General features: G+C 35.8%; 13 protein-coding genes, 1 pseudogene and 1 riboswitch. Of the genes and pseudogenes, 8 read left to right on the forward strand and 6 right to left on the reverse strand.

Features of this window, described 5'->3' with window-relative positions; all coding sequences use genetic code 11:
• Positions 1–190: 190 nt before the first annotated feature.
• The 4 genes and pseudogenes from ACMGE9_RS07890 to ACMGE9_RS07905 form a co-directional block, all read right to left on the reverse strand.
• The gene (locus ACMGE9_RS07890; protein WP_414042261.1) at positions 191–676 is read right to left on the reverse strand and encodes an S-ribosylhomocysteine lyase; all 486 of its coding nucleotides are present in this window, start codon (positions 674–676) and stop codon (positions 191–193) included.
• A gap of 15 nt (positions 677–691) precedes the next feature.
• A complete protein-coding gene (locus tag ACMGE9_RS07895; protein ID WP_414042262.1) occupies positions 692–1,837 on the reverse strand; it encodes a bifunctional cystathionine gamma-lyase/homocysteine desulfhydrase in 1,146 nt (381 codons plus the stop codon).
• A gap of 2 nt (positions 1,838–1,839) precedes the next feature.
• Positions 1,840–2,694: a PLP-dependent cysteine synthase family protein gene (locus ACMGE9_RS07900; RefSeq protein WP_414044475.1), complete on the reverse strand. Its 855-nt coding sequence runs from the start codon at positions 2,692–2,694 to the stop codon at positions 1,840–1,842.
• Between the two features lie 150 nt (positions 2,695–2,844).
• A pseudogene (locus tag ACMGE9_RS07905) lies at positions 2,845–3,360 on the reverse strand (class I SAM-dependent methyltransferase); the annotation flags it as partial.
• Between the two features lie 152 nt (positions 3,361–3,512).
• Here ACMGE9_RS07905 and ACMGE9_RS07910 point away from each other — a divergent pair.
• From ACMGE9_RS07910 to ldmS, 5 genes are all read left to right on the forward strand, one after another.
• A complete protein-coding gene (locus ACMGE9_RS07910; RefSeq protein WP_414042263.1) occupies positions 3,513–4,061 on the forward strand; it encodes a GrpB family protein in 549 nt (182 codons plus the stop codon).
• 115 nt (positions 4,062–4,176) lie between these two features.
• Positions 4,177–4,851 carry a response regulator transcription factor gene (locus ACMGE9_RS07915; RefSeq protein ID WP_414042264.1) on the forward strand — a complete coding sequence of 225 codons (675 nt, stop codon included), beginning with the start codon at positions 4,177–4,179 and terminating at the stop codon, positions 4,849–4,851.
• Positions 4,852–4,982: 131 nt separating this feature from the next.
• Positions 4,983–6,485 carry a sensor histidine kinase gene (locus tag ACMGE9_RS07920; RefSeq protein WP_414042265.1) on the forward strand — a complete coding sequence of 501 codons (1,503 nt, stop codon included), beginning with the start codon at positions 4,983–4,985 and terminating at the stop codon, positions 6,483–6,485.
• A gap of 52 nt (positions 6,486–6,537) precedes the next feature.
• Positions 6,538–6,636, forward strand: a riboswitch (SAM riboswitch).
• A 60-nt stretch (positions 6,637–6,696) separates the two neighbouring features.
• Positions 6,697–7,881 carry a M20 family metallopeptidase gene (locus ACMGE9_RS07925; protein ID WP_414042266.1) on the forward strand — a complete coding sequence of 395 codons (1,185 nt, stop codon included), beginning with the start codon at positions 6,697–6,699 and terminating at the stop codon, positions 7,879–7,881.
• A complete protein-coding gene (gene ldmS / locus ACMGE9_RS07930; RefSeq protein ID WP_414042267.1) occupies positions 7,871–9,049 on the forward strand; it encodes an L-aspartate--L-methionine ligase LdmS in 1,179 nt (392 codons plus the stop codon). The genes ACMGE9_RS07925 and ldmS overlap by 11 nt, the downstream gene beginning before the upstream one ends.
• Positions 9,050–9,205: 156 nt before the next feature.
• On the opposite strand, the gene ACMGE9_RS07935 is transcribed toward ldmS, so the two are convergent.
• Entirely contained in the window at positions 9,206–9,823 is a 618-nt protein-coding gene (locus tag ACMGE9_RS07935) for a pentapeptide repeat-containing protein (protein ID WP_414042268.1), read from the reverse strand.
• Positions 9,813–10,625, reverse strand: a complete 813-nt coding sequence (coaW, locus tag ACMGE9_RS07940; protein ID WP_414042269.1) for a type II pantothenate kinase — start codon at positions 10,623–10,625, stop codon at positions 9,813–9,815. The genes ACMGE9_RS07935 and coaW overlap by 11 nt, the downstream gene beginning before the upstream one ends.
• Before the next feature lie 156 nt (positions 10,626–10,781).
• Between coaW and ACMGE9_RS07945 the strand changes: the two genes are divergently transcribed.
• From ACMGE9_RS07945 to ACMGE9_RS07955, 3 genes are all read left to right on the forward strand, one after another.
• Positions 10,782–11,597, forward strand: coding sequence for an N-acetyltransferase family protein (locus tag ACMGE9_RS07945; RefSeq protein ID WP_414042270.1), 816 nt, complete (start codon positions 10,782–10,784; stop codon positions 11,595–11,597).
• A gap of 75 nt (positions 11,598–11,672) precedes the next feature.
• Positions 11,673–12,200 (forward strand): DNA-directed RNA polymerase subunit delta, encoded by a 528-nt coding sequence (rpoE, locus tag ACMGE9_RS07950; protein WP_414042271.1) that lies wholly within the window; start codon positions 11,673–11,675, stop codon positions 12,198–12,200.
• Between the two features lie 136 nt (positions 12,201–12,336).
• Entirely contained in the window at positions 12,337–13,935 is a 1,599-nt protein-coding gene (locus ACMGE9_RS07955; protein WP_414042272.1) for a CTP synthase, read from the forward strand.
• The last annotated feature ends 34 nt before the right edge of the window (positions 13,936–13,969 follow it).

The following is a 13,969-nucleotide window of genomic DNA, read 5'->3' on the forward strand; positions in this document are numbered from 1 at the left end:
ACTAATAAATCGCTTTTTGATTTGTAGTTTTCGTTCGATTTTTGTCGTAGTGCAACTTCTGTTCCACCATTTAGACTGTTAATTGTCAGAGGACTAGGACTTATGTCCCTACCACTTTTTGCTTTGATGGTCACTTGCGCAAACAATATATTCAAAAAAGGCCACCCATAAAGGGTAGCCTATAAACAATCTATTCAGTTGGAGCTTTACCTTCCTGGTAAATATTTTTCCAACCATCTTTTTTGCTTAACATTTCTTTTGCGATTGCTTGAGCACCTTCTAATGAATGACTTGCTGCCCAACCACATTGTACTTCGTTACAAGCGGGTACCTCTGTCGCGGCTAATACGTCGTTTAAAGTGTGTTCTAAAATGACAAGTACATCTTCATAATCGTCATGATTAATGAGTGATAAATAGAAGCCAGTTTGGCAGCCCATAGGTGATAAGTCAACGACTTTATCAGTGTGATTTCGAATGTTTTCGGCCATTAAATGTTCTAGCGAATGTAATCCTGGCATTTCCATATGCTCTTTATTAGGTTGTTTGAAGCGGATGTCGTATTTGTTAATGACATCGCCATTAATACCTTCTTTGATCCCTGCCAAGCGTACAAATGGTGCATCTACGATTGTATGATCTAAGTTAAAACTTTCTACGTTCATTTTCTGTGTCATGATTTGTCCTCCTCATTATTTAAGTAATGCAAATCCAGCTTTTAAATCTTCTAATAAGTCTTCACTATCTTCAATACCCACTGAGATACGTACTAATCCATCAGTAATGCCTAATGCTAAACGGCGTTCACGAGGAATAGATGCGTGTGTCATTTGGCTTGGCACAGAAATTAAGCTTTCCACTGCACCTAATGATTCAGCTAAAGTAAAGTATTTTAAAGATTTCACGAGTAATTCAGCATTTTCTTTTGAGCCGACATCAAATGAAATCATACCACCGAAGCCTGTGCTTTGAGACTCGTGAATCGCTTTACGATGTGCATCAAGTAAAGATGGGTGGAAGATGTTTGTAACAGCATCTTCTGATTGTAATAATTCAATGATTTTCATTGTTGTTTTTTCAGTTTGTTCCATACGTAAGGCTAATGTTTTAATACCACGCACAAGTAAGAAACTGTCTTGTGGTCCTAATATACCACCCACTGAGTTTTGAATAAAGTGAATTTGTTCTGATAATTCTGGTGTACGAGATACTAGTAATCCTGCAACAACGTCACTATGGCCACCGATGTATTTCGTAGCTGAGTGTAATACAATATCAATGCCTAAATCAATTGGATTTTGGAAGTATGGTGTCATAAATGTATTATCTACTACTGAGATTAAATCATTTGATTGTGCGATTTCAACCATTGCACGAATATCAGTAACATTCAGTAATGGGTTTGTAGGTGTTTCAATGTATAACATTTTTGTTTCTCGCGTTAACGCGGCTTTTACAGCTTCTATGTCTGTTGTATCTACGAAAGTAGATTTAATGCCGATACGGTCAAATACCTTTGTGAATACACGATATGTACCACCATAAACATCGCTACCTACAACAATATGGTCACCTGCATTTAATAGCATAATGGCAGTTGATACTGCAGCCATTCCTGAACCGAAGGCGAATCCTTCATGGCCATGTTCAAGATCAGCAATTAATGTTTCTAACGCAGTACGTGTAGGGTTTTTTGTACGAGAATACTCATAACCTTGTCGTAAACTACCGATACCATCTTGTTTATAGGTACTTGTTTGATAAATGGGTGTGTTTACTGATCCGGTAAATGCATCAGTTGTTTTCCCGCCATGAATCATCATCGTTTTTTTCTTCATTTTCATTCTCCTTTGATATTAAATATATTTTTTGATAAGTAACGATCGCTCGCATCTGGAAAGATAACGACGATATTTTGATTCGTAAACTGACATTGTTGGTTTAGTGCTGCTTGAAGTGCAGCACCGGATGAACTCCCTTGCATTAATCCTTCTAGTTGAGCGAGTTCGGATACTTTAGTAAATGCGTCTACATCAGAGATAGTTTCAACAGCATCAATAAGGTCTTTCGGTAAGAAAGCTGGCCATGCTTCAACTCCGATACCTTCAGTTCTGTGATTATCTGAAACGCCACCTGATAGAATTGAACCCTCTGGCTCAACAATTACTTTATGTGCATCCATGAAGTAATGAGCGAGTCCTGTAAATGTTCCACCTGAACCAGCTCCAGCAACAATCATGTCTACACGACCAACATCTGCAATGATTTCATTTGCGAGTCCTTCATAACTGCCTGGATTATCCATTGATTCGAATTGGTTTGTGAAAAATGCACCTGTTTCTTGTGCATATTTCACTGCTTGTTCACGCGCATATAGCATGCCTTTTTCAGTCGGTGTGTTCACAATTTCTGCACCTAATGCACGCATAATACTTTGCTTTTCTTCACTAAATTTTTCTGGGACATAGACACGTAATTTTAAATCGAACTTTTGGCATACGAGTGCTAGACCAATACCTGTATTACCTGCAGTGGCTTCAACGACTAATCCGTTTGCAATGTCACCACGTTGTACAGCTTTCGTGATAATATTAAAGCCTAAGCGATCCTTTATTGAACCCCCTAAGTTATGATTTTCTAGTTTTGCAAAAATGCGATTCCCTTCATTTAAAGGAAAAGTAGTTATTTCGACCATGGGCGTATTGCCAATTAAATCGAATGGTTTCTTAATATTTTTCTTTTTAAATATTTGAAGATGTGCAAATCGATTCAGTTGCGTCGCCTCATAATTAAATCCGTTACGGCTAGCGATAGCTTCCATGGTTTCTTTTAATGGATAGAATTCACGGTTTAAGTCTGCTACTAAGTTGTTGTAGCCTAAAGCTGAATAATATTCTATCATCTTTTTCTTTTCTTCTGATGTATTGAATAGGGTATCTAGAATAATGACTTGCCCCTCTTCATTTAGTAAGTCAGCATATTTTCGCATTGCGACATCTTTCTCAATATCCGTTAGGTGATGGAATGCGAATGAAGATATAAATGTATCTGCTTTGCGTGCATCAAAGTTTAAAAAATCACCACGTTCGAATTTGATACCCGTCTTCTCTTCACCGATAACAGCCATTTCTTCACTTGGCTCAATAGCACGAACATTTAATCCTTGATTTAATAAATAACGAGTTAAATTTCCCGTACCGGGTCCAAACTCTACCACATCACCTTGTGCATGCTTAACCGCTTCTGCAATCATAAAATCATAATTGACAAAGACGTCTTTATATTCAGGGTCTTGGCCAGTGACAAAGTTATCATAATCAGACGCCCAATCTTTAAATATATCCATAAAGGGTAAAGTCATTATATTTCTCGCTCCTTCTTTATAACTAATCTTATCTGTTAACTCGGAATTAATAATAACACGGGATTTGACACATGACAATCAAATAGTTTGTGAATCCTATCACAATATGGTATAATATTACTATTATAAATTTTGAGAGTGGGTGACGTATGAAAAGGATTGTTGTATTACCATATGATAGTATTTGGCAGCATTTATATTTAGAAGAAAGTAGAAATTTAAAGATATGTATAAAAGAACATGCAGATAATATTCAACACATTGGTTCAACAGCAGTACCTGGTATGCATGCGAAACCAATTATTGATATGATGATTGTCACGAAAAGTATTCAATTATTTGAAACACAGCATTCTGCACTATTAAGTTTAGGATATGAGCGTATTGAACCAGAATTTAAAGATAGTTTACAGTACGTTAAAAGGGTGGCAGGAGACAGAACACATCAACTTTTTGTATTTCCAGTTGGTCATGAAAAAATACTTGAATTGCAGGCAATGACTGCTTATTTAAAGTACTATCCGAGCGAGAAAGAACGTTATAATAGTGTGAAGATGGAATTAGCTAAAATGTATCCATTTGAGGTACAAGCCTATGAACAATCGAAATTAATTTTTGTTACAGTGATGACTGTAAAGGCTGTCGATTGGTTTATTAGACGTAGTATGGATGAAGACGTATCAATTGTTAAAGCATAAGATTGAAACATTTATTTGTTTCAATCTTTTTTTTATAGAAAAAGAATAATAACATAAATAGTGAAAATTTTGTTATTATTACTAAATAGAGAACCAATGTTAAAAGGAGGTACATATGCCATCAATATTAATAGTAGAAGATGAACTTGAAATTGCAGAGTTGATTAAATTTATCCTCATGCGTGAAGGATTTGATAGAGTAGATATTGCTTCAACGTTTAGAGAAGCGAAGTCAATGCTTGAAACGACTTATGATGCATTTTTATTAGATATTAATTTGGGTGATGGATCTGGTTATGATTTAGGGGCTGAGATTCGAGTAATGACAGATGCACCTATTATCTACGTTTCTGCCAACACACAGGATAAAGATAAAATTAAAGGCTTTCAAAATGGTGCTGATGACTACATTACGAAACCATTTAATCCAATGGAACTCGCTGTACGTGTTAAAGTTAACGTTGACCGATATTTAAAATCCAATAGTAATAATAATGTGCTATATACATTTGATGAACGTAATGCGGAATTGACTGTTGGTAAAGAGAAATATTTATTATCTGGGAAACAATATTTACTTATGCAATATTTATATGAACATAAAGACGAAATTTGTACAAAAGAACAGATTTATGAAGCGGTTTGGGAGAACCAATTCGTCGATGACAATACCGTCATGGTACATATTAGAAAGTTAAGAGAAAAAATTGAAGAGCAGCCAAGTCATCCGAAGATTTTATTAACGTCTCGAGGAGTGGGATATATATTAAAATCAGGTGTCGCTAAATGAACATCAGCAAAAAATTTATCATTCGTTTTATCCGCTACTTTCTAGTTTTTTACTTTTCAGTGACATTTATTATATGTGCATTCTTTTTGTACTTCTTATTTTCAAGTGAACATGATTTTTTAGAGGAAGATATGCAAGATAAGGCATCATTTACGATGAGTGAATACTTTAAATTCAAAGGTGATAAAGTCATACCTGATAAGAAAATGGTGCACTATATCAAGAAGAATAACGGGATTATGGTTGTAAAAAATAAAAGTCATGAGGTGATTTATACCTCTGATAAAGATTTTAAACTACGTCCATTAAATGAGTATCGTTCTGAAGAGTTTACAACTTGGGAAATGCCAGACGGCCACCAAGTCATTTATTTACAAAATAAAATATTGAATGAAGCGAGACGTAAACTGGAACATGATTCAAGTGATGCCATAGAATATATACATAAGCATAAGCTCGGACTATTTGTTGCAGACGGTGACAAATTAAAGAAAGTGCACGGTACATTTGACACAGATATCGTAAATAGTACAATTTTTGAACATAAAAATAATGATAACTATCAGAATTATTTCTTTGTTTCATATTATAAAGGTAATAAAAATTACTATGTGATTGAAAAGAATCCTCATCCAGCAGATACGAAAGCAATATTTGCAGAGAATAGTTATTTATATGATAAAGAATTTATGGATGTCATTAAGCGCTTCTTAGTTTGGTATGCGTGGTTGAATTTCTTTGTTTTGATTGCCATTCTTATATTATCCTATACTATTGGTAATCGCTTAGCACAACCTTTAAGACATTTTTCGAAGTGGGTTGAACAACTTGCTAAAGGGGATTATTCAGTATTAAATAATGCTAAAATTTATAGAAATGGTCGTCTGCGTAGAAAATATCGTATGTACAGTCCAATCGATGCTTCTATTGCAAAACTGACAGGTAAACTTGCCGACGATAAAAACTATCAAAGCAAGATGAACATTCAACGAGAAAATTGGGTGCGTGGGATTACACATGATTTAAAAACACCACTTAGTTCTATATATGGTTATGCCAAAATATTAAACAGTGATTTATCACTAGACATTGATCAACAAAAGAAATTTATCAGTATTATTGAAGATAAAGCATTGTACATTGATCAACTATTAATAGATTTAAACTTGGTATACCAATTAAAAAGTGACGGCATACAGTTTCACACTGAAGAAACATGTTTAAGATCGTACATTGAGAACTTCGTCTCGCAATATGGTAATAATGGTTTAAGTTACGTGCATCAAGAAGATGCAACCATTAATGTTGATACTTCACGTATCGATAGAGTGCTGACCAATATCGTTTCAAATAGTTTTACGCATAATGTCAATGTAGAGGTATGGATTAGTACTTATGGAAATGGTGACACTGCTGTGATTGAAATTGCAGATAATGGACAAGGTATTCCACAAGAAGAATTGGCGCATATTTTTAATCAATTTTATCGAGGAAAGGGTACTAATGAACATCATAATGGTAGTGGTCTAGGGTTATCCGTTGCAAAAGAAATCATAGAGTTACATGATGGAACGATTGATGTAATTAGTTCTGTTGCAGGAACTAAGTTTTTAATTACATTACCAGCACAATAAAAAAACAATTGACAGAATATACAGAAAGCGATACAGTAAGTAATAATTAAATAACTTATCAAGACGGATCGAGGGAAGGGCCTGATGACATCCAGCAACCTGCGTTAGACGTAAGGTGCTAATTCCTACAGCACAAGCTGGCAGATAAGAACGTGTAGACATTCCTATCTGGGAATGTCTTTTTTATGAATGAAATTAAGGGGCGAATATGATGATTGAGAAAGTAATCCAATATATTGATAATAATAGCGCAAAGTTTATTAAAATGAGCCATGACATTCATGCGCGACCTGAGCTAGGAAATGAAGAATATTTTGCATCAAAATTATTAAGCAATACATTAAAAGAAGCTGGATTTAATCTAGAACATGATATCGCGGGACATGAGACAGGCTTTATTGCAACGTATGACAGTGAAAAGCAAGGGCCAACAATAGCATATTTAGCAGAGTATGATGCCTTACCAGGTCTAGGGCATGCCTGTGGTCACAATATTATAGGAACGTGTAGTGTATTGTCAGCGATTGCATTAAAAGAAATAATCGAAGAAATAGGTGGTACGATACAAGTGTTTGGGACTCCTGCTGAAGAAGGGGGCGTAAATGGAAGTGCGAAGGCGTCGTATGTTAAAGCAGGATTGTTTAATGATAGTGATGTTGCGCTTATGATTCATCCAGGACATGAATCTTACCGAACAGTCCCAACGCTTGCAGTAGATGTGTTTGAAGTTGAGTTTTTCGGTAAACCTGCGCATGCATCTGAAAATGCACATAACGGAATCAATGCACTGGATGCTATGATTACTTTCTTTAATGGGATCGGACAACTCCGTCAACATATTAAGAAGACTGATAAAGTGCATGGTGTTATTTTAGATGGCGGTAAATCGGCGAACATAATACCTGATTATACGAAAGCAAGATTCTATACACGTGCAATGAGTCGAAAAGAATTGGATGTATTAACTGCGAAAGTTGATCGCGTTGCCCAAGGTGCAGCTTTGACTGCAGGCGCAAAATATAAACTTGAACCAATTCAAAATGGGGTAAATGAATTTGTTAGAAATACATTTTTAGATGACTTATTCGAAAAACATGCAAAATTGCATGAAGAACCCATATTACATGATGATTTTGGTTTCGGATCGACAGATACGGGGAATGTAAGTCACATCATACCTACAATTCACCCGCATATTAAAATGGGTCCATCAACGCTTGTAGGTCATACTGTAGAGTTTCGTGAAGCAGCGAAAAGTGCACATGGTGATTACGCGTTATTGCAAGGTGCAAAGATTATGGCAACCATGGCAGTTGAGTTAATTGAACGTCCAGAAGAGCTTGCGCGTATTCAAAACTTACATGAAACGTTAAGGGAGACGATTTATGGTGATTAAACAAATAGATTTACCAATGGTGATGAAGGATTTATATGGGGATAAAGTGCTGTACTCATCAAGACCATCATATACATTTAATCCTTGGTTACAACCTGAAGAGCATCAATCCAACTTACTGAGTGCACGTGAATTACTAATAGCACAAATGCCGGTTGTTGTGCATAAAGCAACGGTAACTGATAAGACTGAAGCGCTATTTAATGAAGTGGGTTTTGAAATGCCACGTGGATTCAGAACCTATGAAACGCGAGAGGAATATGAACAAGTATTACGTGAAGCGGTTAGTAAGGGTGAGAAAGTTTTCTTTCAATATGCCCACGAAGAATCGCTTGTGCCAGGAGATAAATATGTTGTACCTCGCGAGAAATTTTTAGCGTTAAATAATAAATCAATACTCGATCAGTGGACGAAAGGCAAATACTTGCCAAAGCGCGAAGTAGTTGCAGTCGAAACGTTCGAAACAGCCGTTTTCGAGTGGACATTACCGTTTGTTATTAAACCAGGAGATGAACACCCTACAGCAGGTGGTTATGGGGTAATGATATGTTATACAAAAGAAGATGTTACGAAAGCAATTGAACGTGTACAGCAAGCAGAAGGTACAAGTCAAATGATTATCGAACAGTTTATTACGCCTGTTAAAAACTATTGTGTGCAATATGCATATCGCGAAGGTGGCGATCCTGAATTTATCGGCAGTAGTCATCAAATTACTGAAAAATATGGTAAATATCGTGGTAATATAATTGACCACGATATTCCGCAAGAAGTGATCGAGGTTGGATTAGATATCATGAAAAACGGTATAGCAGCTGGGTATATCGGTATTGCTGGCTTTGATTTACTTGTTGATGCAGCGGGTGATATATATGCGATTGATTTAAACTTCAGACAAAATGGTTCAAGTTCGTTATTGCTGCTTGATAGTGTGTTAAATGGTGAGTATAAGAAGTTTTTAGCGTATTATAGTAACGGTGATAACGAGAAGTTTTATAACACAATATTAGAAGAAGTGAAATTAGGATACTTATTCCCACTTGCATATTATAATGGAGATTATAAAGAAGATAATGGATTCCCGTCTCGATTTATTTGTATTTGGCATGGTGATGAAGCTGAAGTCGAAGCACGTGTGAAAGCATTTGAAGCAATTCTTAAGGGGTGAGTATACATGACAAAGAAGAATAATGGGACTGGCATAGCTGTAGCAGCCACAATTATTAGTGCCACACTGATTCCATTTTTATTTAGTTTGGTAAAGGTTATGGGTAAGAAATAAAACGATGCATCGTAACTCAAAGCTTGAGTAACGATGCATTATTTATTTTACATGGATACCAAAAAGTTGAATGAGCGCTGTACTTTGAAATGGATTAACCATACAACCAGCTAGATCATTAGGGTTCACAGTAATACCATCAATATTACTGTCTGATAAATCGATACTTTTAAGTTTGGTTTCAACAATACTTATATTGTTAAGTTGTGAAGCGGAGATAGCCCATTCTTTCGTTTCAATGTGATAAAGATAGCCATCGTGTCCATCAACATGATTGAAACTTACAGCATCGAATTTACTCTCTGCAATATTAAATAAATTCATTTTACATTGTTCAAAATGAACGTCTTTCAAATGGACGTTATTTAAAGTGAATCCTGTCATAAGTGAATCTTTAAAATGTGCACGTCGAAAACTAATATCTTCAAATGATACATTTTGTATATTGCAATTTGTAAATGTGACGTCAGTGAGATGTATTGGATACATATCACTTTCGAACGTACATTTTGTAAAAATCATATCGTCCAATTCTTTTACGTCCTCATCGAAATAGAGGATACAGTTTGTGTAATGCGTGCCATAATCATCTCGTGTAATTGTTACGGTTTTGTCGTCAATAGTGTTGATTGTTTTGTGAATCGGTGATTTAAGTTTCATCCATCAATCGTAGTGTTCCCACCGCACCTGAATATTCACCATTTTCGATGAAGTACGGTTTGAAGTTACGCAACACAGTATAGTTCATGACAATGTCGCGCAATAACGTGTTGTTTAAGAAGCTAGATCCGATATAGACAACATACTCGGCACCAAATTCACGAGCCGCATGAATTGAAACGGTTGTTACAGTTTCGCCGACTACACCTAATACTGAAGCAATTTTATCTGCATCTGTGAAAGTTTCTGTATCTTTATTGTGTAATACATTGCCGAAATTTGCAGCAGTCAATTCACCAGGAATTGGTGTTTTGTCACCTTTGTAGATGTGCTTTACTTTAAGATCAATGATATCACGGTCACCTTCTTTAGCTAAGCTGACAATATCTTCGTACTGGTCTAAACCTGTCAGTAAATATGATAAACCCATCATCATACCACCACCGGCGCCTGTACCACCGGCACGAATTTGTTTCCTGTCATTAACGAAGTGAATAGAAGTACCAGTTCCAACATTACTGAAGACAAATTTAGAGATATCTAATTGCATTTCAGTTAAGAAAGATTGAATACCGCGGAAAGTGGCATCAAACTCTATCGCCTGGAATGCATCTTGTGGAATTAAGCTTTGTAAGTAAGTTGCTTTCCCACCTGTTAGTGCAACCTGAGCTTCAGGCAATGTTTTTAACCATTCGGCAACAGCATCAATCTCTACGCTCGGCTGTTTTTTAAATGTAAATGTATCGTTTTCCAAGATGGCAATTTTAATTAATGTTCCACCCGCATCAATTCCTATTTTCATATAAATACCTCATTTTTTTTATTTTAAGTTATTATACTATATTGACGTTTAGAATGGGCTGTTTGCTAGCTTTGTTTAAATTTTGTGATAACTTTTGTGGAAAAAAGGGTATAAACCAAGTAAATAATTAAATTCAACCTAGACGGAGGCAACATTATGGAATTTATTGGACCACAAATTAAAATTGTACAATATAAAGAGGATTATAGGCCTCAATTAGAAGCGTTTGAACTAACAGAAAGACAAATGATTTACTCTTCACTACCGGTAGAAGTATTAGATGAAGGTTTATTCGACCCGAATCGTAGACCATGTATCGTGTTAAATTATGATGATCAAGTCGTAGGATTTTTCGTGTTACATCAACATTATCAACATGAGGGATATGACACACCTGTCAATGCTGTATATGTAAGGAGTTTGTCAGTCAATAATAAGCTACAAGGTATGGGATATGGTACAGAAATCATGATGAATATCCCCGAGTTCGCCCAAAGTGTATTCCCCAACTTCGATCACTTATTCTTAGTGGTAGATGCAGAAAATCAAGGTGCATGGAATTTGTATGAGCGTGCTGGATTTATGCATTTGGCAACAAATCCTAATGGACCAATCGGGAAAGAACGTTTGTATTATTTAGATTTAGATGCGAAGTATGTATCGCAACTAAAATTAGAGTTAGATGGGGACAATGTGCGACTATTAAAAGATGATCAAGAAGTAGGAACAATAGTGCTAGAGGTAAATGGCGAGATTGCAATGTTAAAAGAAATGGATATTAAAGAAGATGTAGATACTATACGCGAAAATGTATTACGTCAAATAGCAACATTTATTCGTAAACATTATAAAGAAGTGATTCAAATTGAAGTGGATGTGCCGAAAGATTTAACGGATATCTATTTAAACAATAATTTTGTACCAATGGATGCGGACCATCCGAATTATTTGACGAAATTAATTCGTTATTAATCTTGCTTTAAGAGATGTTTTCTTGATATGATGTAGTGTGAACTTAAACTAGCGTAGTTTGAAAGGACGAAGAAAATGAAAATCTCTGAATATACAAAACAAATGATAGATGAAAGCTCATTTATCGATTTAGCTTATATCTACTTAACTGAAAAAGGTAAAGAAGTAAATCTTTATGATTTAATTGATGAATTCCAAGCTATTGGTGGATACACGAATGAAGAAATTGAAACGCGCGTTGTTCAATTTTACACAGATTTAAACACAGATGGACGCTTCTTATCAACAGGAGAATATATGTGGGGTCTTCGTGACTGGTATTCAGTTGACGATATCGAAGAAAAAATCGCACCAACTGTACAAAAATTCGAAGTGCTTGATGAAGAAGATGAAGATGCACCGAAAATCGCTTTACTTGGTGAAGATGAAGTAGAAGATGAATTAGACTTAGTAGTTGCCGGTGAAGATGAAGAAAATGTTGACGCTGAAGATGAAGAAGTGGAAGATGAATTAGAAGAAGCTGGATTAGTTGTTGAAGCAGATGAATTTGAAGACGAAGACGAAGATGATGAATTTGAAGACGAGGAAGAAGAGGAAGTATAATAATCTTTATTGACATTCGTTCAAAAAATGATTATTATTTTACTTGGGCTCCTTTAATTAGGACGAACGTATAAACTTATGCGCTCCCTTTGCAATTGCAAACGGAGTGCTTTTTTATTTTTCTAGGAGGTAAATCATGACAAAATTTATATTTGTAACAGGTGGCGTAGTTTCATCTTTAGGTAAAGGGATTACTGCAGCGAGTTTAGGAAGATTATTAAAGAACCGTGGCTTAAACGTAACCATCCAAAAGTTTGATCCATATTTAAACGTGGATCCAGGTACAATGAGTCCATATCAGCATGGTGAAGTATTCGTAACAGATGATGGCGCAGAAACTGACTTAGATTTAGGTCACTATGAGCGTTTCATCGATATTAATTTAAATCAATATTCAAATGTTACAGCAGGTCGTGTTTATTCTCACGTATTAAAGAAAGAGCGCCGTGGTGATTATTTAGGTGGGACAGTGCAAGTTATTCCGCATATTACAAATGAAATCAAATCACGCTTATTATTAGCGGGGGAATCAACGAAAGCGGACGTAGTTATTACTGAAATTGGTGGGACAACAGGGGATATTGAATCTTTACCGTTTATCGAATCTATTCGTCAAATTAAAAGTGATTTAGGTCGTGAGAACGTAATGTACATTCACTGTACGTTATTACCTTATATCAAAGCAGCAGGTGAAATGAAGACAAAACCAACACAACATTCAGTAAAAGAATTACGTGGCTTAGGTATTCAACCTGATATGATTGTAGTACGTACTGAATATGAAATGACAGAAGATTTACGTGATAAAATTGCGTTATTCTGTGATATCGATAAAAAATCTGTAATTGAATGTCGTGATGCAGATACACTTTATCAAATTCCAGTAGCACTACAAGCACAACATATGGATGATTTAGTGGTTGAACGCTTAGGATTAGAAGCAAGTGGTGAAGCGGATTTAGAAGAGTGGAATCAGTTATTAGATACTGTACGTAACTTAGATGGTTCAGTACGTATTGCTTTAGTAGGTAAGTATGTTGCACTTCAAGATGCGTATCTATCTGTAGCTGAAGCATTAAAACATGCTGGTTATGCATTTGGTAAAGATATTGAAATTGACTGGATTAATTCAGAACAATTAGACGTATCGAATTATAAGGAACGTTTAAAGGATGCCGATGGTATTCTAGTGCCAGGTGGTTTCGGTGAGCGTGGTATCGAAGGTAAAATTTTAGCTACGCAATTTGCGCGTGAAAATAACATTCCATTCTTCGGTATTTGTTTAGGTATGCAACTTGCAACCGTTGAATTCGCACGCAATGTTGTAGGATTAAAAGGTGCACATTCTGCAGAATTAGATCCAAACACGCCATACCCAGTTATTGCTTTGTTACCAGACCAAAAAGATGTTGTAAATTTAGGCGGAACTTTACGTTTAGGTTTATATCCTTGTGAAGTTCAAGAGGGAACGAAAGCATTTGAAGCTTATGGTATGAACCATGTTGATGAGCGTCACCGTCACCGTTATGAGTTTAATAATGAATACCGTGCACGCTTAGAAGAAAAAGGATTAGTATTCTCGGGACTTTCTCCTGATGGACGATTAGTAGAAATCGTAGAAATTCCAGAACATAAATGGTTTGTGGCATGTCAATTCCACCCAGAGTTCTTATCTCGTCCAATGAAACCACAAAGTTTATTCCGTGGATTCGTGGAAGCAGCAATTAATAAGTAATATAGTATTATAGCCGCCCTTATGGGGTGGCTTT

It is taken from the genome of Macrococcus animalis, from assembly GCF_047425875.1.
Lineage (GTDB): Bacteria > Bacillota > Bacilli > Staphylococcales > Staphylococcaceae > Macrococcoides > Macrococcoides animalis.